This window comes from uncultured Fibrobacter sp., from assembly GCF_946062555.1.
In the GTDB taxonomy this organism is placed as follows: Bacteria; Fibrobacterota; Fibrobacteria; order Fibrobacterales; family Fibrobacteraceae; genus Fibrobacter.
Genome location: NZ_CAMGVQ010000025.1, coordinates 21,055 through 43,267, shown reverse-complemented (window position 1 = coordinate 43,267; position 22,213 = coordinate 21,055). Strand labels below are relative to the sequence as shown.

Genomic DNA, 22,213 nt, shown 5'->3' with positions numbered 1-22,213 from the left:
AGCCCTCGCCTTAAATGACCTTGCGTTTGGTGGTAGGGCTGTAGTGGACAAAGAGCTGTTCGAAGTTGTCAAGAACCTTGTCACTTTCGAGACCGAGACCCCGCATATAGAAGTAGTAGGGTTTGTCGCTATCGGGAACATCGATGACAGACTTGATGAGTTTTTCGGTGATTCCTTCGTCAAAACAGGCGACGAGATAGTTGCCGTTTACGAAATAGACGGTCTTTCCCTCGATGGTGCGTTCTTCAATCTTGCTGGACAGCGGCAGGTTGCATTCGGGCATAACCTGGAAAAGCAAGTCGAGCGGAGTGCGGTCTTCCTTGACATTGTTTGCGTCAAAAATGTCTGCGGAATCTGTTTCTGCAGGGCTGTAATACACATCCTTCATGTTGCTTTTAGCAAGTTTTAAAACACGGAATCCAATATCAAGGTCTTTTGCCTTTTCGCCAAATTCTTCCTTGATTTTCTTACCAGCACGGCGAATGCGTTCCTTGCCGATTTCACAGATGTTCTTGTAGCCAGCCTTATTGGCTTCGGAATCTTCTGCAGTCGCTTCAGGAAGCTGAACGCAGATGAATTTACGTTTGCCACCATCAAACATATTTTGAGTCAATACTGCGTTTGCCGTTGTCGCCGATCCAGAAAAGAAATCAAGAATCAATGAATCCGTACTTGATGCGATTTCAATCATTCGCTTTATATATGGAGTCGGCTTCGGCGTATCAAATACAATTTCATCAAACAATCGCTTGATTTCGTCAGATGCATTAGCCGCATTCGAAACATCATCCCAAAGTGTTTCAGGTATTTTTCCTTTATTTTCATAAATAAACATTTTTCGATAAATGTTATCTCCTCGAATAATCAACTTATCATCGTCATCAAGTTTTTTTAGATTATCCTTACTAAAAAGCCATAACCGTTCTTTAAAATATGTTCCATCCTTTGTCGTAAAATCATATTTTACACCACCTTGAGTTCCTCTTGCCCAGCATCCAAGCATACGATAATTTCCACGCGGGTCATTATCAGGATTTTTATATGCACTTTTCGTTTCTTCGTCTAATTCAAGATAACCCGTATTAAATTTTTCCTTATTCTTTGCAAACAACAAACAATATTCATGAGCCTTACTAAACCATCTTGCACTATTATCTCTTCCTCGTTTACGTTTCCAAATAATATCAGCAACAAAATTTTGTTCTCCAAATATTTCATCACATATTTTCTTCAAGTTTTCTACTTCATTATCATCAATGCTGATAAATATCACACCGTCATCACTTAGCAAATTCCTTGCAATTTTCAAGCGCGGATACATCATGTTCAGCCAATCGGTATGGAAGCGTCCGTTGCTTTCGGTATTCTTCTCGAAGTTCTGCAAAAGCATGTTTCCGTCTTCGTCATACATTCCGCTCTTGGACTGAAATGATTCCGTATCTTCCTTGAAGTCATCATTATACACGAAGTCGTTGCCCGTATTGTAAGGCGGGTCAATGTAAATCATCTTGACCTTTCCCAAGTAATTTTCCTGGAGTAGCTTGAGAACTTCCAGGTTGTCACCTTCAATGTAAAGGTTTTCCGTATTGTCGAAATCTACAGATTCCGCTTTGCAGGGGCGCAGCGTCATGTTGGTGGAGGCATTCGCATTGTGGATAGCCTCGCGCTTGCCGGGCCAAGTAAACTGGTAGCGTTCTTCGCCTTCGCCAATGGTGGCGTGGCTCAGGTTTTCCTGCAATTTTTCAAAGTCAATGGCGGCCTTGACATTGCCATTTTCGTCAACAGTCTCGGTGACGCATTCCGGGAAAAGGTTCCCGATTTTCTTGATGTTTTCGTTCACCATATCAAGGCTGTGCATGTTCGCTTTTTCCATTTTGGTACTCCGTAAGTTGAGATTCCAAGTCTCGTTTGCGGTTAAAAAATTCCAGTTTGCGGGCGGGTTGGTTTTCGGAGCGAGCCTTCTTTTCAAGGTTCGCAATTTCCTTCTGCAACTTGGCGATATGTTCCTGAATATCCAAGTTTTCGGAAACACTCAAGGCATCCTTCCAAGGGGTGCCCGCCACCTGTTTCACAATTCCGTTCCAAACATCATCCAAGTTGAGGCCGCTAAAGCTGAAGCGGAATTCCTCAGCCAGCAGCCACTCCAACGATACCACGACATGTTCATCATACTTCAGTGCAAAACGAACCACATCGCCATAACTCAAAGCGAGAAGGATGTTCTTTTGTCCAATGCGGTGCAGCAGGGTCTCCACATTCTTCGGGTTAAACTGTTTTCGCTTCATCGTAACCCGAGCCACATAAAAGCCCTTTACGCGGGCGCCTGCTGCTACGGGCATTCTTTGGGGGCCGACCACATTCGTGATTGCCACTTGCGTTACATCTTCGTTAAAAGCAGTCTTCTGCGTCGTTGTCATCGCAGAAAACGCTCCGACTCGCCCAAAGAACGTTTCCTTCGGGATGATTTTCTTCTCTTCGGTGCTTTTCGGCAGTCCAAACATCTTTACTGCCCTCAACGAACCACCAAGAAACAAATCAATTCGAAATCATCTAGTCCCTTCACAGACTCCTTACCGAAATCCACAAAGTCGCCATTCAAGAAACTTTCGACATCGCTTTCGTCTTTCTTGCGGACTATAGAATCAATCGCCTTTCCTAGACTTTCCGAAACTTTACCCATGTCGCGACCATCGCGGGTTTCCGCATTGAACTCATCGCTAAGAACCTTATCGGGCGAAGATTTTCCCTTTGCCAGCAGGCGCATGATGTCAAGGATATCCTTGGGCTGCAAGTGATTCGCGACAATTTCGCCGTCACTCCCGACATACACCATGTAGAAGGGGTGCAGGCGGTTCTTGCTTCTAATCGTCTCGTCGCTCTTGACGTTTTTCAGCACGAATATCACGCCAGGTTTTTCGCCCTTTACGACCGCATAGATTCCAAACGGCACATGGTCCATATCCGTCTTTTGCTTTATATAGGCAAGCAAGTCCATGCGGAACTCGTTCAGGCCCAAATCCATAATGGAAACGCCCGAATCCATGTCTTCCAAGTCAACGACTTTTTCCTGCAATTTCTTGAGCTGGTTCCTGCGATATTCCAGGTCGCCCTTCTCGTCCTGGTTTATCAAGTCGTCGTCACCCGTTGCCGTCATTACCGATATGCGCATACGGGTTTCGACGCGTTCTTTAAGGTTGATGTATTCGTCCAAGTCCAAATCGGGCCAGAAATTCACCAGTTGAATTACCTTGTTCTGGCTACCGATACGGTCTATTCGTCCAAAACGCTGAACAATGCGTACGGGGTTCCAGTGAATATCGTAATTGACACAGAAATCACAATCCTGCAAGTTCTGGCCTTCACTTATACAGTCCGTCGCTATCAAGATATCGATATTCGCGTTGTCATTCGGGTAAAGGACGTCTCGATCCTTGGACTTTGGCGAAAATGCGGCTAGCACATGGCTGATGTTCGTCTTGAAATTCGGGATTGTCGTTCGACCATTGATATCGCCCGTCACGAGAGCCACTTCTACACCAAGTTCCTTTTTCAGCAATTCCGACAGGTTGGCGTAAAGATATTCCGCCGTATCGGAGAACGCCGTAAACACAAGGACCTTCTTGTTGCCGGGATTAATCGGGGAGGCAATCTTTTCGCGGATAATGCGTTTCAGTTCGTTCAGCTTGAAATCGTATTCCGGCGTCACACTCTGCACCATCTTGACAAGTTGTTCAAACGTCCTAATATCGCTATCAATTTCGTTTTTCCACGTTATGTAATCTATATCGCGCAAGTCAACGGAAGCCTTCTTGCCCACCGTAAAGAAATCGGTATTCTGATCATCTTCGTCAAGAGAGAGCGGGTTTGCTTCTAGGGTGACCGAAGCGATTGAGCCTTTACGCTTGCTGAAATTTTCGATAATTTCAGAAGTTCTCTTCAGGTAATCGCAAATTTCCTGAACCGTCATCAAGAAGGAATGTACCGAACTTTCCATGCGTTTCAGCAGGTTGGTCGCCATGATTCGCTGAATGCCAAGTTCACGCCCCTTACGGAATTTTTCGGTATCGCGCTCATTCAAGTACTTCGGAAGTTCACTGTCCAAAACATGATTGAGCGGCGTATAGATGGTAAGTTTGAGTACCTGCAACAACTCAAAGATTTCGTGATAGTTGATGCCACCAGTAAGATCTGTCAACTTCGGGCGTAGCGATATGGGTTTGTTCCGTTCAGGGAACGCGCCTATTTCCTTCATGTCGTAATAGGTCTGAATCTGCTTGCGGGAACGCGCAATCGTTACGCTGTCCAGCACCTCAAAAAAATCAAAATCCAATCGAGAAAGCAGATTTGCCGTTGTCCGTTCACTTTCGGGGAACTTGCACCATGCATTATAGACCTTTTGCGCCTGCTTGAAGATATCGTCGATATCCGCCCTTGTCGAAAGCTTGCCGTTGAACTCGTCAGGATTATCGCAGTATGCGAGCGCCAGTTGGTTGCGCAAGTCGTAGAAGCGGTTGTTCACGGGAGTTGCCGAAAGCATCAGCACCTTAGTTTTCTTGTTCGGCTTGATGATACGGTTCATGAGCCGCATGTAGCGGTTTTCTTTTTCGCCACCATGGCTGTTGGTACCGTTGCCGTTCCTGAAATTGTGGCTTTCGTCAATCACGACCAGATCGTAGTTACCCCAGTTGATACTGTTTATCGAAAGGCCTGTTGCAATCTTACCGTTGTCTCGCGAAAGATCCGTATGGTAGGCGACATCGTAACGCAGGCGGTCTAATGCCAACGGATTGTTCACCTGGTTTCCGCGATAGGTCATCCAGTTCTCGGATAATTTTTTGGGGCAAAGGACCAGAACATCCTTATTGCGCCCCTCATAATACTTGATGACGGCAAGTGCAGTGAACGTTTTACCGAGACCAACACTATCGGCCAAGATACACCCGTTGTACTGTTCCAGTTTATGGATTATGGCGACTGCGGCATCTTTCTGGAAATTGTAGAGTTTGTTCCAGACGGCAGTTTCCTTGAACCCAGTCGCTTCGTTCGGCAATACGTCTTCCGAAACATCTTCCAGAAATTCGCTGAAGATGTTGTAAAGCGTCATAAAGTAGATGAGTTCCGGAGAGTTTTCCTGATAGACCGTCGTAATCATCTTGATGACATTCTCGGTAACGTCGTTCAGTTTAGATTCGTCATACCAGACCGCATTGAACATTTCTAGGAACTTCGCGCTTTCCGGAGTTTCAAAACGCGCTACCATGTTCATCAAATTGTTGCCGCGCTTTACGCCCAAATCTACCGTCGTGAAAGAATTGACAGGAGAATAAGTGTAGGTGTTGTCGCTGTTTTTTACCGACAAGAAATTGTTCATGCCCTCGCGCGTGGCGTTCGACTTGAACTTTACCTTGCGGCGAATCCATTCGGCACATTCGCGAGCCACGACACGCTGCTTGAGCTCGTTACGAAGCTTGATTTCGAATTCGGTGCCGTAAAGGGACTTTTCGCGCTCTAGCCGCTGGATGTAGAATTCCTTGCGTTCCTTTTCGGAATTTTCCGCAACAAACGTAGGGGACGTGAAAATAAAACGAAGTTCCTCGCAACTTTCCAACTGCTTGCGAAGTTCGTTGAAGGCGTAGATGGAAAAAAAGGCCGCAGCAATCGAAACACGACTGCCACGACGGATTTTATCGAGAAGGTCGTCCTTGACCGTCTTGGCTACATTATCAAATAATTCCATCTACCAAATCGCCTTGCGACTACGGCAAAGACCGCAACCGCGGGTTGCGCTCTTGCTCTGTAGCAATACGATTGCACAATTCTATATAAGGAATAAAAAAGCGAGGAATCGTCTTGCTTGTCGCAACCTAGGTTCGCCAAAACCTATCTGATGACAAACGGAAGACGACCCGCGCACAAAGTGCGCGAGCCTCAACCCTGTTCCCATCAGATTTGAAATTTGGCGATTTCGGTTGCAGGAACAAGAGCTTGAAAACTCTATGCGCCCCAAACCGTGAGGAATGGGGCTATGTCAGTGGGAAATATATATAAATATGCGAGAGATGGATTGCCACGGGTTCTACGAACCCTCGCAATGACGTGTATCAAGCCCGGAATGACGTATGGAAAGGAGATCCCCACCTTGGTGGCCATGCGCACTAAGCACTAAAGTGCTAAGTGCTGTCCGCCCGCCGGAGTTTACCCCGGACCACGTTCCGGGGCGAGGATGACGAGAGAAATCGCGAGGACGACAAAAAAAGGACGGCAACCGCTATTTTTGAGGCTTTTTTTGACTCGCGGAATTGTCGTTACGAACACTGGAGGCGTCCGTAGCCGAGTTCTTCCGTTTTTCGTCTCTTAGATAGCGTAATTTTTGATAATGGACTTTTCGTTGTTCGTCTGTTAAAGATGAATCGCGCAAGATGGATCGTTCGCTTTGCGCATCCGCATAGCAGCAAGCAGACGAGTCCTTTTGATTCACGACAGGATGCACGGCGAGTGCAAGCAAGAAAGCCTCACTCAAGATCCATTTCGTCAATGAACATCTTGTAATCATCGAAAAGTTCCTCTTCAATGCTAGGACAACCATAATATATATTTTCTTCGTTTTCCATGTCATCCAAGTATTCGTCAAAATCTTCCACACGGTCCTTCATGAAGTCAAATCTGGAGTAGTCCGGATCATACTTGTAGTCGAGCCAAGCCTTTATCTTCATGGCAATATCGTTTCTGGACAGTTGCTGTTCCGATTGCCTAGCATGATTATACACCTTCTGACCGTAAATGTACGCAAGATTGTACAGGAGGCTATGGGCCAAGAAATGCTTGTATTCATGCCCCTTAACCATGGGTTTGAGATAGTAATAATTGAAAGGATCGAGATATTGCCTACTTCCCAGACCGGGATATGTCGTCAGCTGAACTAAAGAACTGTCTTTACCGTTATCAAGGACACTTTGTGCCAAATCATGCACATCAAGCATTTCCGCCGCAGGATTGACACTCCAGTTCCTCATTTCTCCTCCAAAAGGATGCGGAAGAGACCTAAACGCGGGAACTTCCGTAATCAGAGGTTTCAAATGCTTTATATGTAATTCCTACAACAGGCGCTTAGCGAGATAGCTCTCAATATCTTCGATTCGCTTTCTGCAAGCATAATTCCTTACGACTTCTTTAAGAAAGTTTGCATAATCAGCCATAACAGGCTCCTTTATCGGACCATTGTGAAACCTAACAGCAACAGGTCCATTGTTGCCGTTTGGGTGAATTGCCCTTATTCACGCGCATTTTTAGGAGTAAAAAAGCGTGGCATCGAATGCACTTACCGAAATGGAGGCTCTGGTAAACCTAATACACAATAAGCACAAACGGCCCACGCCCGAAAGGGTGTGAGTGTTCGTCTTACCCTCGTGTATTTTGAAAATTTACCAGATTTCCACTTCGAGAATGAGAGCTAACTCAACGTTAAACTCGCACCCCAAACCGCGAGGAATGGGGCTATGTCTGTGGGAAATATATATCGCGAGAGATGTATTGCCACGGGTTCTACGAACCCTCGCAATGACGTGTATCAAGCCCGGAATGACGTGCGAGGCAAGAGCAGTAGAACCGATTGCGAGTTCTACTGCCGAGCCGAAGCGGTCATGCGCTTGCGCAATGACGAAAAAAACGGTGACCCCGGCACAGTGGCCGGGGTGACAAATGGAGCGGGAATGACAGAAGCTCGGGGGTTTTAGGGGGCGGAGCCCCTTAGGCGACCTTTGGACACTTGGCCTTTAGGCCTTAGTGTACATGGCCACCTTTAGGTGGTGGGGTGCTGGAAGACTTGCCCTAGATCGGTCTGGATCCTTCGACTTCGCCCTACGGGCTCCGCTCAGGATGACACGCTCATGGCTCCAGGGGGACAACAGGGCAAGGCTGCAAGCAGGGGGAGACTTCCCCCGTCAAATCAATCAGTTATTCCTTTCGGGCATTATTTTTATAAATTCATACCTGCGGGGCTTGAATTTTGTTAGTTTTCGGGTATGGAACTTCGAGTTTTGCGGTATTTTCTGGAAGCGGCGCGGTTGGGAAATGTCTCGCGCGCGGCGGATAATCTTTGCGTGACGCAGCCGACGGTGAGTCGCCAGCTCAAGGAGTTGGAGGAGGAACTGGGCGAGAAGCTTTTCGAGCGCACGAATTACGCGATTCGGCTGACGCCTGCGGGGGAACTCTTGCGGGAGCGTGCGGAGGATATCCTTTCGATGGCGGACAGGACGGTGCAGGATTTCAAGTCGCTGAAGGAAGACGAGGTGGTGGGTGAAATCGCCATTGCCTGTGCGGAATCGCGGAACGTGAATTTTCTTTCGAAGTGCATCGCGATTCTCCGGGACGATTATCCGAAGATTAAGTACAACTTATATTCGGGCGATAGCGAGCGCGCCCTGGAAAAGCTGGACAAGGGCATTTTCGATTTCGCGGTGGTTGTAGATAACGTCGATTTGGAAAAGTACAATTGTCTTGCGGTGCGTTCGGTGGACCGCTGGGGCGTGGTGATGCGTCGCAACGACCCTTTGGCCAAGCGGGATTTTATTGAGCCGAAGGACTTGCTCGACAAGCCGCTGATGGCGTCGCGACAGGCGATGGTGGCGGATTTGCCGAAATGGTTCGGCGACGATATTTCGAAGCTGAACGTGATTGTGGGGCTCGACCTTTCATACAACGGTTCGGTGCTTGCCAAAGAGGGCACTGGCTACCTGCTCACTTTCGATGGTCTGGTGGATACGAGTCGCACTTCGCGTTTGTGCTTCAGACCGCTTATGCCAGAGCTCACCACCAATATGTACATCATTTGGCGGCGGGGCCAGCAGTTCACGCGGGCGGGCGAACTTTTCCTCGATACGCTCCGGCACGTGCTGGGGGAATAGAAGCGGACAAGCGCCCCATTTTTAAGGTTTAAAACGGTTGCACGCCTAAATCGGTGTCGCCGTCTTTTACTTTCGCAAGGATTTCGAGGCCTGTCAAGTCTTGCACCATGCGGATGTTGTCGTCTTCCATTTCTAGGTTGCCGCTAGAGCCGTAGCGGTTTACGATGAGCCCGCGAACATCGAGGCCGCGGCTACGGGCGTATTCTACGGTGAGCACGCAAGCGTTAATGGAGCCGAGGGCCGCTGTCGTAACAATAAGCAGCGGTAGGTTCAGCGTTTTCATGATATCGACGAGGAATATTTTTTTCGATGCTCCAGATGCGTTGCTAGATTCGTCGGCATCATAGCGGATGGGGCAAATGATTCCGCCGCTGCCTTCGGCGAAAATGAATTCGTGGCGAGTGTAGGCCGCTTCGAAATCGGCCTGGACTTTCGTAATTTCTACGGGGTTGCCTTCTTTGCGGGCGGCGAGATGCGGCGAGACGGCTTCTTTATAGACGTAGCTCACGAGCTGCTCTTGCGTATCGGGGAGGTTCGCGATGCGTTTCACGTAATCGGCGTCGCCTGCGACCCATTTACCGTCGCGAAGTTCTGCGCCGCTGAGGGCGGCCTTGTAATAGCCCGCATCGATGCCGGAATCGCGCCATTTCTTGACGAGAAGGGCGGTGATGAAGGTCTTGCCGACATCTGTTCCGGTAGCTGTGACGAAATAACCTTTGGACATAAAAAGTAAACAGTGGTTAGTGATTAGTGGTTAGGAATAGCAACGCTTCACAAGCAATCATTTATGATTTGAGCAATGGTTGTTGCAGCAATCTGAAGTTGTTCTTGCGTATGTGTGGCCATCAAGCTTGCGCGCAGGCGGGCCTGTCCCTTGGCGACGGTGGGGTAACGGATTGCAGGGATGAGTATTCCCGCATCTTGGAGAGCGGCGGATATTTTGAGTGCGCGGGCTTCGTCGCCGATGACAATCGGAACGATCGCCGACGGGGACTGCACGACGTTCACGCCTTCATGTAGCAAGGCATCGCAGAAAAATTTCACGTTTTCGCGCAAGTTCTGCACGCGTTCAGGGTGCGCATCAATGTAGCGCAAGTTATTGCAGGCGGCAGCGGCAACGGCAGGGGCCATCGCCGTCGTGAAGATAAAGCTGCGGGCCTTGTTGCGGAGGAAATCAATCAGTTGCTGCTTACCCGCCACGAAGCCGCCTTCGGCGGCGACGGCTTTGCTCAATGTGCCGACAGTTACATCAGCGTGAGCACAGCCGTAGTGTTCGGCAAGTCCGCGCCCGGTCTTGCCGAGCACGCCCGTGGCGTGCGCCTCGTCAATCATCAGGAGGCATTCGCTTTCGTGCGCAATCCGCAAAAGTTCCGGCAGGTTCGCAAGGTCGCCATCCATGCTGAAAACAGCATCCGTCACGATGAGGCCGCGGAAGGCTGAGGCCGCGCTGTTTTCTGCAGGCATTTCACGTGTGCTGAATTCTGCTTTGGCAGTCGAAATCACGCGCTGCAAATCAGCCATGTCATTATGCTTATAAACATAGCACTTGGCTCGTGAAAGTCTGATTCCGTCGATAATGCTCGCGTGGTTCAGTTCATCGCTAAAGATAAAGTCGCTCTTGCTGCACAAAGCAGAAATCGTGCCGACATTCGCCATATAGCCCGTATTGAAGGTGATGGCGGATTCTTCCCCCTTGAATTTGGCGATAAATTCTTCGAGTTCCTGATGCGGAGTCTTGTTGCCTGTGGTAAGGCGGGCTCCCCCGCTACCTGTCCCCCACCCCAAAACCGCCTGGGACATCGCATGCTTGAGTTCATCGACGTTCGCCAAGTCGAGATAAGAATTGGAAGCAAGTAAAATCTGCTCCTGCGAAGTGCCGTCGGGCATGCGGATTTTCACGCGCGACGATTCCGGCGTTTCCATCAAGCGCATGGAGCGGTAAGTGTTATTCGCACGCGCTGTCTCTAATGTTTCTCTTGTAAATAAGTCTAAAATTTTCTCTTTCATGCTAATTTTCTCTGGATCCCGTTCGAAGCTTCGCTTCTCCAGGATGACTTGTTACGAAGCACTCAACCATTTTCCTTCGGTTCTCCACTCAGGATGGCAATCTAGCCTTTCTATTTCTCATTGGATCCTATCGTTCCTACGGTCGTTCCAGGATGACTTGTTACTAAACAATCCATTTTTTTCGAGATGACTTGTTATTGAAAAATCAGCTCTGGATCCCGTCTCTTCGCTCCAGGAAGACTCGAGGAGACATCCACTAGCACTTTTTTCTTCTGCAAGTACTCGATACACTCTTCGGCTTTAGCCTTGCGCGAATCGAACAGGAAAATGCGGCCTCCGTTTTCATCGCCCATTTCTTTCATTTTCATGATGCGTACATAGCCAAGTTCCTTGCTCGCCACATAACCCGTCACGTAATTCGGGTCATCGCTCACGCAAAATTCCGCCACCATTCCGGGGGCGTTCGCCACCTTGGTCGCAAGCACAATCGCTTCGTTAAAATGATTCTTGCAGCCATCCACTTCGCTCGAATGAAGCGCGTCCATATAAGTTGCACGCACGCCGCGTTCGTGGTCCGGTTCCAGACGTGCGCCCGTTGCGATATCGTACAGCATCGCACCACGCATCGGGAACGTCGCCCGCAAAAGTTCTGGCAAATTTGCGGCGAAGTTTTGAAGGCTGGCATTTTCACTCGTTCCCTTCGGCACGCTCAGGGAACTTTCTTTATGAACATCCATCACAGCTTTACTGACCAACCCAAAAGCCTTCTCCAGCCCCTCCTGCCAGGTATCCACATCGATACGCGTCACGGGCAAGGCCTTCAAAATCTGGATATCGCATTCACAAACCTTTTCGATTTTCACGTTGATAAAATCCGGGTCGCCTTTGGAATGCGTCATGGCACGGCGCACCATCGCTGAACATACCGCTTCAACGGAATTCCTGCCCACGATGCGCTCTGCACCGGAAATATGCTGTTCGTGTTTCTGCTCGCCCTCGCCCACTTGCTGCGAGGCCCGCATTTTTAAACTATAATATTCCATAAAAATCTCAATGGATCCTTTCGGGGCGTGGTTCGGCAAGCTCACCCACCTTGTCTCTCCAGGATGACAGGATGTCTACTTACTCATGAAATTCGTCTTCGCCTTCTACGACAGGCGCGGGTTCACATTCGCCAATCATCTTGATGGCTTCGCAGATGCGGTCAATTTCAGAATCAGTCGTAATGAACGGAGGCATCGTGTAAACGTAATTGCAGAAAGGCCTGAGCCACACGCCGGTTTCGCGAATCACGCGCAGAACATCATCCGCAGAAGGTTTCGCCTTCAATTCCAAGACTCCGATAGCGCCGAGAACACGCACGTCGGCCGCATTGTCAAGCGCTCGGAGCGGTTCAAGGTTCGCACGGAGGCGAGATTCAATTCGAGCAACCGCCCCCGCACAATCGCGACTTTCAAACAGCGAAAGCGACGCGATTCCCGCAGCGCAGGCAAGCGGATTCGCCATGTAAGTGGGGCCGTGCATAAATGCCGGAATTTTACTATTCGTAATTGTTTCGGCAACCTTCTCGGACGCAACGCAAGCCGCCATCGTGATACTTCCGCCCGTGAGCGCCTTGCCTATGCACATGATGTCCGGCTTTATAAAGTCGGCGTCGTTTTTTTCGGCGTCGTTATTTTCAGCGGTATGCATCATCGCAAATCGCGGCCCCGTTCGGTAAAAGCCCGAAGCGATTTCATCCAAAATAAGCAAGATACCGTAACGGTCGCAAAGTTCGCGAAGTGCCTTCAAGTAACCCGCATTGTAAAGCCACATGCCGTTTCCACCCTGGAAAACGGGTTCGCAAATCACGGCAGCGATTTCACCTTTGTGCTCCTCGACGACACGTTCCATCGAAGCGAAATCCGCCTGGTTCCAAGCCTCGTCAAAGCGGCAGTTCGGGCGTTCCGCAAAATAATGATGCGGCATGATTCCGCGGAAAAGCGTATGCATTCCGTCCGGGTCACTAAGTGCCATCGCGCCTGCGGTATCTCCATGGTAACCACCCTTCAAGGCGACCAACTTACAGCGTTCCGGATGACCGAGGGAATACTGGTACTGCACCGCCATCTTGGCGCTGCATTCCACAGCAATGCTTCCCGAATCTGCGAAGAAAATCTTGTTCAAGCCTTCGGGCAAAAAGTTCACCAGCTTTTCACCCAACTCAATCGCGAGTTCATGCGTAAAACCACCGAACATCACGTGGCACATCTTTTCACTTTGTTTTTGAATCGCCTCGACGATTTCAGGGGCGTTATGCCCATGCGCCATGCACCACCAACTCGATACTGCATCGATTAATTTCAGACCATCGGCCGTTTCAATCGTCGTTCCGTGAGCAGATTTTGCAAGAAATCTTGCGGGAGTATTTTTCAGAGCCGCATACGGATGCCACAAATGTTCGCTATCAAAATCAAGTAACTTTTCCATTTAGATTCAAATGTAGAAAATTCCTATTCCGAGCACATTTTATATATTTTCCCTTATGAAAAAAACACTCGTAAAAGTATTTTTTGGGATTTTAAAAGGATAAAAAAAATGCTCAAAATCGAAGCCTACAGCGAAAAACATATCAATGACGCCATTGCAATCTGGAACGACATTGTCGAAGACGGTATCGCGTTCCCGCAGAAAGAAATGCTTGACCCGCAGACGGGCGACGCCTTTTTCAAGTCGCAGTCATTCACGGGCATCGCTATCGATGCGGACTCCGGCGAGGTGGTCGGGCTGTACATTCTTCATCCAAACAATGTCGGGCGCTGCGGGCACATCTCGAACGCGAGCTATGCGGTCAAGAAGAATAAGCGCGGCCAGCACATCGGCGAATTTCTCGTGAAGGATTGCCTCGCAAAAGCTAAAGAAATCGGTTTCAGGATTTTGCAGTTCAACGCCGTTGTCGCGACAAACACATCGGCTCTCAAGCTCTACAAGAAGCTTGGCTTTACGCAGCTCGGCGTGATCCCCAAGGGATTCCTGCTCAAGGACGGAAATTACGAGGACATCATCCCGCACTATATTGAACTTTAAAACAATTATTTTCGAGAACCGTTATGGACAATTGCAAAAAATTTATAGCAGACTTTCCTGTGAACACTGCGGAATTTTTCACAGCTATAACTACGCCGCAACTGAGCTGTACATTTCGATAATACAAATGTCGCTTCAGAAATTTTCATGGAAAGATACACGGTTGGAGCAATGCGATATTTGTCCGCATTGGCGAAGAAAAGCCTCTACGCCGAGTCCTGTACCTTGTTGAAAACGCGAACGCGCAAATGACCAAGCTGGAACAAGAGAAGGAGCTCCTGGAGCAGAACCGCAAACAACAAAATATGATTAACGCGCTCATGAACGGATTTGCCTCCGTTATCGGAGTCGATTTTGTAACGGAAAAGGTGGAAATTCTTCGCACCAGCAATCGAATCGAAAGCGCCCTAAGCCTCATCAAAGAACAACCAACATACTGCGCTTGCATCGATACTGAATTCATCTGTTCGTAATCTGGACCGCATAGTATGTTATGGTGGCGACGAGTTCTTAATTTTGTTCAAGGGAATCAGTCATGAAGTACTAAAAATCAGACTTGAACAGATGCGCGCCAAGGCAGAAAAAATCAAACTGAAATATTACCCAAATGTAAAGTTAACGATGAGTTTTGGCGGAACATTCGGAGACGGAACGGTTTCAGACATGCTCTCTTATGCCGACAAGGCGCTCTATGTGTCTAAGAAAAAAAGGAACTGCGTTACCTTAGTTCCATTCGAAGAATAAAATTAAGTATTTCCAACTTATACTGAGTTTGGCAATACAACTGTAAAAATAAGGTTCACATTTAGCGAATATTTTTGGACGTTGGTTCTCCAGTTAGCCAACAAATGTTTTTTCTACTTGGAGCATAAATGACAAAACGGCGAGCTAATGCCCGCCGCTTTAATTCCTTTGTAAAGAAGGATTAGTCGCCCGTCCTGTAGTTCGGAGCTTCCTTCGTAATGGTCACATCGTGCGGATGAGATTCACGGAGGCCTGCGCCCGTGATACGGACAAAGGTTGCCTTCTTGTAGAGTTCTTCGAGGTTTGCAGCACCGGCATAACCCATGGCCGAGTGGATACCGCCAATCAGCTGGTAAACGGTGTCGCGGAGCGGTCCCTTGTACGGAACGCGACCTTCGATGCCTTCCGGAACGAACTTGCGCGGTTCCTGGACGCCACCCTGGAAGTAACGGTCAGCAGAACCAGCCTTCATGGCGCCGAGAGAGCCCATGCCGCGGTAGCTCTTGTAGCTACGGCCATCAGCGAGAATCACTTCGCCCGGAGCTTCTTCGGTACCGGCAAAGAGAGAACCCACCATCACGGCGTGACCGCCAGCAGCGAGAGCCTTCACGATGTCGCCAGAGAACTTGAGGCCACCGTCAGCGATAATCTTCACGCCGACCTTGCGAGCCATCTTGCCGCATTCCACGACAGCGGAGAACTGCGGGTAACCGACACCGGCCACGATACGGGTCGTGCAGATGGAACCCGGACCGATACCCACCTTGACGATGTTCGCACCGCACTTGGCGAGTTCTTCGACAGCTTCCGGCGTGCAGACGTTACCGGCGCAAATCGTGAGCTTCGGATACTTTTTGCGGACGGTCTTCACCATGTTGCGCACACCGATGTGGTGGCCGTGAGCCGTATCGATAATCAACAGGTCGACGCCGGCGTCCACGAGGGCGGCGACGCGTTCAAGCGTATTGGCGGAAGTGCTGACAGCGGCACCGACGAGCAACTGGCCGTTCTTGTCGAGGCTTGCATTCGGGTTGTTTTCGCGCTTCAAGATGTCCGTCATCGTAATGAGGCCCTTCAAGACACCGGAAGCATCCACGAGCGGGAGCTTTTCGATACGCTTTTCGGCAAGGATTTCCTTCGCCTTGGCGAGGCTCACCTTCGGGCTTGCCGTCACCGGGTTCTTGGTCATCACGGCACGAATCTTCACGTTCATGTCGCTCACGGTGCGCAGGTCGCGGCTCGTGAGCATACCGACGAGCTTACCCTTCGAAAGAATCGGGAAACCGCTCACCTTGTTGCGGGCGCGGAGTTCAAAAGCAGCAGACACCGGTTCATCGGCATCGAGCGTCACCGGATTAGTCACGATACCGGACTGCCAACGCTTGACCTTGCGAACTTCTTCAGCCTGGTCTTCAATGGACATATTCTTGTGGATAATGCCGAGACCACCCTGCAAAGCAAGGGAAATTGCCAACGGAGCCGTCGTCACAGTATCCATAGCTGCACTGATAATGGGAATGTTCAGCTTAATATTCGGAGCGAGCTGCGTGCTCACATCGGTCTGGGCCGGAAGAACAGAAGATTCTGCGGGAACAAGGAGGACGTCGTCAAACGTCAAAGCTTCTGGCAAAAGTTTCATATAGTACCTCTTTTGCGCATAGAATATAGTAATTTTCACGCGCAAATCCTAGCTCAAAAGCGCTATAAATATGTAAAAAAGAGCGTTATAGCGATGAGCAGCGTAGAAGTCGCCCTATTTGCCGTTATACCGTTCCATGCACTTTTCGATGCCGAGCTTGAAGTAGCATTCCACAAGCGCGGGCACTTTTGCAATGGCCTCTTCGAACATGGGGCGGTCTTCGGGCGAGAACTTCGCCAGCACCCAGTTACTGAGGTCGAATTTCGGGGGGCACTTGCCCACGCCAAAACGGATTCGCGGGAACTTGTCACCCACGTGCTCAATGATATTGCGGAGCCCGTTCTGGCCGCCGTGACTGCCGTCCTTGCGGCAACGGATACGGCCTACATCCAAATTAATGTCGTCGCTGAAAACCAGCAGATGATCCACCTTCACCTTGTACCAGGTCATCAGGGCCTGCACCGCCTCGCCACTCAAGTTCATGAACGTCTGCGGCTTAGCAAGCAGGCATTCCTCGCCCGCGATATTCACCTTCATGGTGAGCGCCTTGTGTTCGCTTTTCCAGTCCTTGTTCGGGTCGGCCAACTTTTCTACAGCCATAAAGCCCGCGTTGTGGTGAGTGTTAGAGTACTGAGTACCAGGATTTCCGAGACCGACGATGATGTACATAACAGGTATGAGGTCGCGCCAAGGGCGCTTTGAGGTGTGAGGTAAACGGCAATATAGTAAAAGGGACGAGGTTCGAAGCACGAGGCGCGAGATGCGTGAAAAAAGAACCTGCCTGCACGGAGCAGACAGGTCCAATTTCGATTGCTTGGAGCAATTACTTAGCTTCGGCAGCCGAAGCTTCAGCAGCAGCGTCGTCAGCCTTCTTACCGCTCTTGGCAGTAATGGTGAAAATCACGGTGCGCGGCTGGCAAGCGAGTTCGATACCGTCGGCAAGTTTCCAATCCTTGGCGTAGAAAGTCGTCGGAGCCGGGAATTCGGAGATGTCCATTTCGAGGACAGCCGGAATCTTGGCCGGTTCAGCAGCGAGCTGGATGTAACGGTTCTGCTGAGCGAAGGTACCGCCCTGAGTCTTGACGCCAACCGGAAGACCGGAGAGCTTGACCGGAACGCGAACCTTGACCTTGGAAGATTCTTCAATCTTGAGGAAGTCAATGTGTTCGATTTCCTGGGTCAGCGGATTCTTCTGGTAGTTGTAAATTACGGCAGCGTTGCCGGCCTTGCCATCAATTTCCAGGTCGAGAAGCGTGTAACGCTTACCCGGGGCGAGAACCTTGCGAACATCGATTGCGCTAACGCTGATATTCACAGACTCCTGACCCTTACCATAATAGACAGCCGGGATCTTGCCTTCCTTGCGGAGACGGGCGCAGTCGCGGCTCTTGCCTAGCACTCTCGAGGTTGCTGCGAGTTTTGTGAGTTCCATAATTTTACTCCAATTAAGTAAATGGTTAAAAAAAATTCATTGGGGTAGCTGGATTCGAACCAACGAATAACGGAATCAAAATCCGTTGTCTTACCACTTGACGATACCCCAATGGTGGCGCAAATATAGCATTTTCGCCAAAATTTCAAAGGGTTTTCGCTAAAAACCCTCAAAAAAGCGGGTTACAACCAGGTACCTGGAGATCGGCTTCAGCTCTTCGGCAGCCTCTTTAGCCTGTTTACGCGAATCAAAGACGCCAAAAACCGACGCCCCCGACCCCGACATCAGGACGGATTTCGCCCCGAGGCGCTTGAACTCGTTTTTCATCTCTTCGACAAGCGGATGCTTGGGGAACACCGACTCTTCGAAAGCGTTGAAGGAATTGGCAAGCGCAAAGTCGATCGACGCGGTCTTGCCGCCCGCGCGCATACACTTCGCCCTGTAAGTTTCCCAACGGTCCGGGCCGGACTTGGGCACACCAGCATAGGCATCCTTAGTCGGCACGGAATCAAGTGGAGTCGCCACGAGCAAATATTGTTCACCCGTCAGTTGCAACGGCTTTACAAATGTGAGCTTTTCGCCAATTCCTTCGGCGAAAGCTGTGCCGCCTCGCACCAAGAACGGCACATCGGCCCCGAGGCGGGCACCAATTTCTTCAAGCCGATCAAACTTAAACTTGAGCTTCCACAGCTGGTTCAACAAACGAAGCGTTGCTGCAGCGTCTGCGGATCCGCCACCAAGGCCTGCTCCTAAAGGCATTACCTTGTTCAAATAAATATCCGCACCGAGCGTCGTGCCCGACTCCTGCTGCAGGAGCTTGGCAGCCTTGAAAACCAGGTCAGACTCCAGCGGGTAGTCCTGCGGTTCATTGTAACAGAGTGTTATACGACCATCTTCACGGATTTCGGCACTCACGGCATCGCCTGCATCAATGGTCTGGAACAGCGTGCCCAAGTCATGATATCCGTCTTCACGCTTGCGGATGACATCTAAGAACAAATTAATCTTAGCAGGAGCGTACTCTTTCATGGTGTCAAACTTAGCAAAAATATTTCTAAAAAAAACTAATGACCATCACCGTAAAGTCATCAAAATGGTCTACACGGCGATTCAATCAGAAAAAAAAAAGCAACACATAATATTACAAAAAAGCTGTTCGATAGAACAGCATTTCATTTAAAACGATTTTAAAGGAAACTTACCCGAATTTTCCGGAGCGTTCCATGTTCTGGATTTCTTCGATTCCAAGGAGCATGGCGCGGGGTTTGCTGTTACCCTTGGCAGGGCCACACACGCCGAGACTGGAAAGTTGGTCCACAATTTTACCGGCTCGGCTGAATCCCACGCTAAAGTGGCGCTGCACCGCCGAGGTCGAAAGCCCGCGGCATTCGACCGCCCAAACGGCTACGTCATAAAGTAGCTTGTCGAGCTTGCCCAAGTCCTTACCTCCGCCCTCGCCGTCTTCGTCGCCTTCGCCGTCGCTGACGTCGAACGATTCTATCTGCGGGTAGAATACGTTCTGGTCGGAGCAGGCATCGGCAAGCTTTTCGGCTTCTTCGTCGCTCAAGAATGCACCGTGAACACGAACCGGTTCCGGATCGTTCACGGCCTTGTAAAGCATGTCGCCCCGCCCCAAGAGTTTTTCGGCGCCGGCATGGTCCATGACCGTGCGAGCGTCAATCTGAGAGGCAACCTTGAAGCTGATACGCGTCGGCAAGTTCGCCTTGATAATGCCCGTAATCACCTTGACGGAGGGGCGCTGCGTTGCAAGCACAAGGTGAATGCCTACAGCACGAGCCTTTGCGGCAAGGCGCGCCACGTTCTTTTCGATTTCCTTGCCGGCGACCATCATCAAGTCCGCCATTTCATCAATAATCACCACGATGAACGCCATGCGGTGACTGCGGTCTTCTTCGGGCACTTCATCGGGCAACTCACCCGCTTCAAACTTCGCGTTAAAGCCGCCAATGTTACGCACCTTCGCAGACGCTAGGACTTCAGTACGGCGGTCCATTTCATAGCACAGCCACTGCAACGCCTGAATCGCAATTTCGGGCTTGGTAATGACAGGCGCCAAGAGGTGCGGAATGTTTTCGTACATCTTGAGTTCCACCGCCTTCGGGTCCACCAGAATCATGCGGAGTTCGTCAGGAGTCTTACTGAAAAGCATCGAGGCCATGAGTGCGTTAATGCACACAGACTTACCGGAACCCGTCTGACCTGCAATCAGCAAGTGCGGCGCCTTGGCCAAGTCCATGGTAAACGCTTCGCCGGTAATGTCTTTACCGAGCGCCACCAGAATCTTTTCGTGCGACGGCTTGAACTTTTCGCTCTGGAACACATCGAGGCTGTACACCGTCTGGAATTTACGATTCGGGATTTCGATACCGACAGCCGCCTTGCCCGGAATCGGGGCTAGAATACGCACCGACGAAACACGGAGCGGAAGCGCCAAGTCTTCTTGCAAGGCAGAGAACCGGCTCACCTTCATGCCCGGGCCCGGTTCCACCTCGAAACGGGTAATCATCGGGCCCGTTTCGCAACCGATCACGCGACCCTTCACCTTGAAGTTTTCGAGTTTTTCTTCAAGCATCTTGCCGATGGCATTCAATTCCTCTTCGCTATAATCGGCGGTCTGCGGTTCATGTTCTTCCAGAATGTCACTAATGGCAGGCACCTTGTATTCGTCGTAAACCGTGGTCGGGTCTCGGTGCGGAATCGGAGAGGCTTTCATTCCCGAAGTCGAGGAACCACTAGGAACAGTCCCGATCGATCCATCCCCCCCTTCGGCAAGCTCAGGGAACTGATCGTCCGGCATTTCAGGGACATCGCCCACATCGTCGGCACCATAAACTTCCGGTACAAAAGTTTCGTCATCAGAGGCTGCCGCATCGATTGTTTTTGCGCCATCGCCACCCAGCAAGTCCTCGGCATTCACTTTTCCGCGAGTCGGCTCGCCCGCCATCACCGTGCGTTCATCAGCATTTTGAGTCGGGAGCTGCGTCATGGATCTTTGCGTTACACCCCTTGCAGCAGGCATCGTTCCTGTCGGAATCGCACCTGCAGCCACCGTACGCGTCGCCATCGAACCCGTCACCGGAGATCCTTCGCGACGCACATCGCCCTTCACCTGCATACGGCCGCGGTGATCCTTTTCCCAAGCAATCAAGTCGCGTGCGCGCTTAAGGGCTGCGATTTTTTCCTTGACTTCCACGATTTCGAGAGCGTTCATCTTGCCGCCATTCTGGCGCAGATAATCTTCGAGCCTGCGGATTTCAGGATCTTCGTCCAAGTTGTACTCGCCCGCCACGTTGTTCGTAGGTTCTGGTTGCGGCTGAACCACCTCTTTCACCTGGTGCGGCGTCATGGTCTGCAGCACTTCATCCGGAACATTGGGAATTTCATCCATCGAGCCGTTCAAGCTGAATTCGTCATCCATCCAGCTGTTGCGTCCACTAAACGGAGACACTTTGTTCTTTCGACGAATCTTGAAACCATCCGGTTTGATATTCACCGTATTGTCGTCCATGTAAACGCCTCGGGGGAGCCCTGCTCCCGGCAAGTCCATATTCGTCCGAACCTGGGCATATCGACCGGAACGCGTACTTTCGACAGGTTCTACAATTTCACCCTCGATAGGCTCCCTTTTCTTGAACACCGACTTGAACCAAGCCGTCGCCTGCACGATAAACTTAAAATGCCTCGGGCGCAATCCAAAAGCAAGCACCAGAACCAGAACCACCAAAAAGAGCGAAATGCCTAGCGGCATCAGGAACGATTCCTTCCCAAACACGGGAGCCGCCACGAACTGGTTCAGGAACTGCCCCACCACGCCCCCGTTCTGCATCAGTTCGGCCTTGGGAACCTTCACCTGGCCATAGTTGCGGATGGCAAAAAGAAACGAGAAATTGACCGTCAACAACGAGAGACCAACGGCATAGCGGATAAATGTAAAGCGCCGACTTGACGAAATAAGGGTCAAGCCCCAAAGCACCATGGCACCCGCCGCAACGACGGACGCTACACGGCCAAGCATATAAGCAAGCCCATTGGGAAACATTTTCCCGAGATATGGCCCCAGGAAACCTCCTGATTCACCACTATACACGGAACAGAAACACCCCAATGCCAAAAACAAGCCAAACGCGACAAGCGCCCAGCCCCCGATAATGGAACCAAAGCCCTGAGTATCCGAATTCGGAGTTAAATCCTTTTTCGATTTAGAAGACGTTCCCGCCTTTTTCGATGTCGATTTCTTTTGTGTAGCCAAAATGCCTCCGCAATTACCTTTTAAATATAGTTCTTCTAAAAATATTTGGCTCACCGGCTTCGCAAAATATACCGTAACACATTGACCGTCAACGAGTTACGCCACTACGCCTTATTTTTCCTTCGTCCCTATCTACTTATTTATCGTTTTGC

Annotated in this window: 17 protein-coding genes and 1 tRNA gene; 4 read left to right on the top strand and 14 right to left on the bottom strand. The window is 50.1% G+C overall.

Annotation, left to right across the window (positions count from 1 at the left end):
• Positions 1–10 precede the first annotated feature (10 nt).
• From Q0P86_RS09145 to Q0P86_RS09130, 4 genes are all read right to left on the bottom strand, one after another.
• Positions 11–1,873 (bottom strand): site-specific DNA-methyltransferase, encoded by a 1,863-nt coding sequence (locus Q0P86_RS09145; RefSeq protein WP_295038941.1) that lies wholly within the window; start codon positions 1,871–1,873, stop codon positions 11–13.
• Positions 1,845–2,501 (bottom strand): DUF4391 domain-containing protein, encoded by a 657-nt coding sequence (locus Q0P86_RS09140; protein WP_295038939.1) that lies wholly within the window; start codon positions 2,499–2,501, stop codon positions 1,845–1,847. Before Q0P86_RS09140 ends, Q0P86_RS09145 begins: the two co-directional genes overlap by 29 nt.
• Before the next feature lie 11 nt (positions 2,502–2,512).
• The gene (locus Q0P86_RS09135) at positions 2,513–5,737 is read right to left on the bottom strand and encodes a helicase-related protein (protein ID WP_295038937.1); all 3,225 of its coding nucleotides are present in this window, start codon (positions 5,735–5,737) and stop codon (positions 2,513–2,515) included.
• Positions 5,738–6,512: 775 nt separating this feature from the next.
• Complete coding sequence (locus tag Q0P86_RS09130; protein WP_295038935.1) at positions 6,513–7,013, bottom strand: hypothetical protein; 501 nt, start codon at positions 7,011–7,013, stop codon at positions 6,513–6,515.
• Positions 7,014–8,021: 1,008 nt separating this feature from the next.
• On the opposite strand from Q0P86_RS09130, the gene Q0P86_RS09125 reads away from it, so the two are divergent.
• The gene (locus tag Q0P86_RS09125; protein ID WP_295038931.1) at positions 8,022–8,903 is read left to right on the top strand and encodes a LysR family transcriptional regulator; all 882 of its coding nucleotides are present in this window, start codon (positions 8,022–8,024) and stop codon (positions 8,901–8,903) included.
• Positions 8,904–8,931: 28 nt separating this feature from the next.
• On the opposite strand, the gene bioD is transcribed toward Q0P86_RS09125, so the two are convergent.
• The 4 genes from bioD to bioA all read right to left on the bottom strand — a co-directional run bounded on the left by bioD (position 8,932) and on the right by bioA (position 13,379).
• Positions 8,932–9,627: a dethiobiotin synthase gene (gene bioD, locus Q0P86_RS09120; protein ID WP_290996266.1), complete on the bottom strand. Its 696-nt coding sequence runs from the start codon at positions 9,625–9,627 to the stop codon at positions 8,932–8,934.
• Positions 9,628–9,674: 47 nt separating this feature from the next.
• Positions 9,675–10,835, bottom strand: a complete 1,161-nt coding sequence (locus tag Q0P86_RS09115; protein ID WP_295038929.1) for an 8-amino-7-oxononanoate synthase — start codon at positions 10,833–10,835, stop codon at positions 9,675–9,677.
• Positions 10,836–11,104: 269 nt separating this feature from the next.
• Complete coding sequence (locus tag Q0P86_RS09110; RefSeq protein ID WP_291021932.1) at positions 11,105–11,953, bottom strand: 6-carboxyhexanoate--CoA ligase; 849 nt, start codon at positions 11,951–11,953, stop codon at positions 11,105–11,107.
• A gap of 79 nt (positions 11,954–12,032) precedes the next feature.
• Positions 12,033–13,379 carry an adenosylmethionine--8-amino-7-oxononanoate transaminase gene (gene bioA, locus Q0P86_RS09105; RefSeq protein WP_294113638.1) on the bottom strand — a complete coding sequence of 449 codons (1,347 nt, stop codon included), beginning with the start codon at positions 13,377–13,379 and terminating at the stop codon, positions 12,033–12,035.
• A gap of 108 nt (positions 13,380–13,487) precedes the next feature.
• Between bioA and Q0P86_RS09100 the strand changes: the two genes are divergently transcribed.
• The 3 genes from Q0P86_RS09100 to Q0P86_RS09090 all read left to right on the top strand — a co-directional run bounded on the left by Q0P86_RS09100 (position 13,488) and on the right by Q0P86_RS09090 (position 14,720).
• The gene (locus Q0P86_RS09100; RefSeq protein ID WP_294113639.1) at positions 13,488–13,976 is read left to right on the top strand and encodes a GNAT family N-acetyltransferase; all 489 of its coding nucleotides are present in this window, start codon (positions 13,488–13,490) and stop codon (positions 13,974–13,976) included.
• Positions 13,977–14,224: 248 nt separating this feature from the next.
• The gene (locus tag Q0P86_RS09095) at positions 14,225–14,449 is read left to right on the top strand and encodes a hypothetical protein (RefSeq protein WP_294113640.1); all 225 of its coding nucleotides are present in this window, start codon (positions 14,225–14,227) and stop codon (positions 14,447–14,449) included.
• Entirely contained in the window at positions 14,427–14,720 is a 294-nt protein-coding gene (locus tag Q0P86_RS09090; protein WP_366941257.1) for a diguanylate cyclase, read from the top strand. The genes Q0P86_RS09095 and Q0P86_RS09090 overlap by 23 nt, the downstream gene beginning before the upstream one ends.
• Positions 14,721–14,901: 181 nt before the next feature.
• Here Q0P86_RS09090 and guaB read toward each other — a convergent pair whose 3' ends face one another.
• The 6 genes from guaB to Q0P86_RS09060 all read right to left on the bottom strand — a co-directional run bounded on the left by guaB (position 14,902) and on the right by Q0P86_RS09060 (position 22,061).
• Entirely contained in the window at positions 14,902–16,359 is a 1,458-nt protein-coding gene (gene guaB / locus Q0P86_RS09085) for an IMP dehydrogenase (protein ID WP_294113641.1), read from the bottom strand.
• Between the two features lie 114 nt (positions 16,360–16,473).
• A complete protein-coding gene (gene pth / locus Q0P86_RS09080) occupies positions 16,474–17,028 on the bottom strand; it encodes an aminoacyl-tRNA hydrolase (RefSeq protein WP_290996257.1) in 555 nt (184 codons plus the stop codon).
• A 154-nt stretch (positions 17,029–17,182) separates the two neighbouring features.
• A complete protein-coding gene (locus Q0P86_RS09075) occupies positions 17,183–17,791 on the bottom strand; it encodes a 50S ribosomal protein L25 (protein ID WP_290996255.1) in 609 nt (202 codons plus the stop codon).
• Between the two features lie 39 nt (positions 17,792–17,830).
• A tRNA-Gln gene (locus Q0P86_RS09070) sits at positions 17,831–17,902 on the bottom strand.
• Between the two features lie 48 nt (positions 17,903–17,950).
• On the bottom strand, positions 17,951–18,820 hold the full coding sequence (gene ispE, locus Q0P86_RS09065; protein WP_290996253.1) for a 4-(cytidine 5'-diphospho)-2-C-methyl-D-erythritol kinase: 870 nt from the start codon (positions 18,818–18,820) through the stop codon (positions 17,951–17,953).
• A 169-nt stretch (positions 18,821–18,989) separates the two neighbouring features.
• Positions 18,990–22,061 (bottom strand): DNA translocase FtsK, encoded by a 3,072-nt coding sequence (locus Q0P86_RS09060; RefSeq protein ID WP_295038925.1) that lies wholly within the window; start codon positions 22,059–22,061, stop codon positions 18,990–18,992.
• Positions 22,062–22,213: the final 152 nt, after the last annotated feature.

Coding starts and splice junctions, on each gene's coding strand:
- Q0P86_RS09075 (WP_290996255.1), bottom strand. CDS start 17,791: ATGGAACTCACAAAACTCGCAGCAACCTCGAGAGTGCTAGGCAAGAGC.
- bioA (WP_294113638.1), bottom strand. CDS start 13,379: ATGGAAAAGTTACTTGATTTTGATAGCGAACATTTGTGGCATCCGTAT.
- pth (WP_290996257.1), bottom strand. CDS start 17,028: ATGTACATCATCGTCGGTCTCGGAAATCCTGGTACTCAGTACTCTAAC.
- ispE (WP_290996253.1), bottom strand. CDS start 18,820: ATGAAAGAGTACGCTCCTGCTAAGATTAATTTGTTCTTAGATGTCATC.
- Q0P86_RS09130 (WP_295038935.1), bottom strand. CDS start 7,013: ATGAGGAACTGGAGTGTCAATCCTGCGGCGGAAATGCTTGATGTGCAT.
- Q0P86_RS09115 (WP_295038929.1), bottom strand. CDS start 10,835: ATGCGCTTGATGGAAACGCCGGAATCGTCGCGCGTGAAAATCCGCATG.
- guaB (WP_294113641.1), bottom strand. CDS start 16,359: ATGAAACTTTTGCCAGAAGCTTTGACGTTTGACGACGTCCTCCTTGTT.
- Q0P86_RS09095 (WP_294113640.1), top strand. CDS start 14,225: ATGACCAAGCTGGAACAAGAGAAGGAGCTCCTGGAGCAGAACCGCAAA.
- Q0P86_RS09100 (WP_294113639.1), top strand. CDS start 13,488: ATGCTCAAAATCGAAGCCTACAGCGAAAAACATATCAATGACGCCATT.
- Q0P86_RS09145 (WP_295038941.1), bottom strand. CDS start 1,873: ATGGAAAAAGCGAACATGCACAGCCTTGATATGGTGAACGAAAACATC.
- Q0P86_RS09135 (WP_295038937.1), bottom strand. CDS start 5,737: ATGGAATTATTTGATAATGTAGCCAAGACGGTCAAGGACGACCTTCTC.
- bioD (WP_290996266.1), bottom strand. CDS start 9,627: ATGTCCAAAGGTTATTTCGTCACAGCTACCGGAACAGATGTCGGCAAG.
- Q0P86_RS09125 (WP_295038931.1), top strand. CDS start 8,022: ATGGAACTTCGAGTTTTGCGGTATTTTCTGGAAGCGGCGCGGTTGGGA.
- Q0P86_RS09110 (WP_291021932.1), bottom strand. CDS start 11,953: ATGGAATATTATAGTTTAAAAATGCGGGCCTCGCAGCAAGTGGGCGAG.
- Q0P86_RS09140 (WP_295038939.1), bottom strand. CDS start 2,501: ATGTTTGGACTGCCGAAAAGCACCGAAGAGAAGAAAATCATCCCGAAG.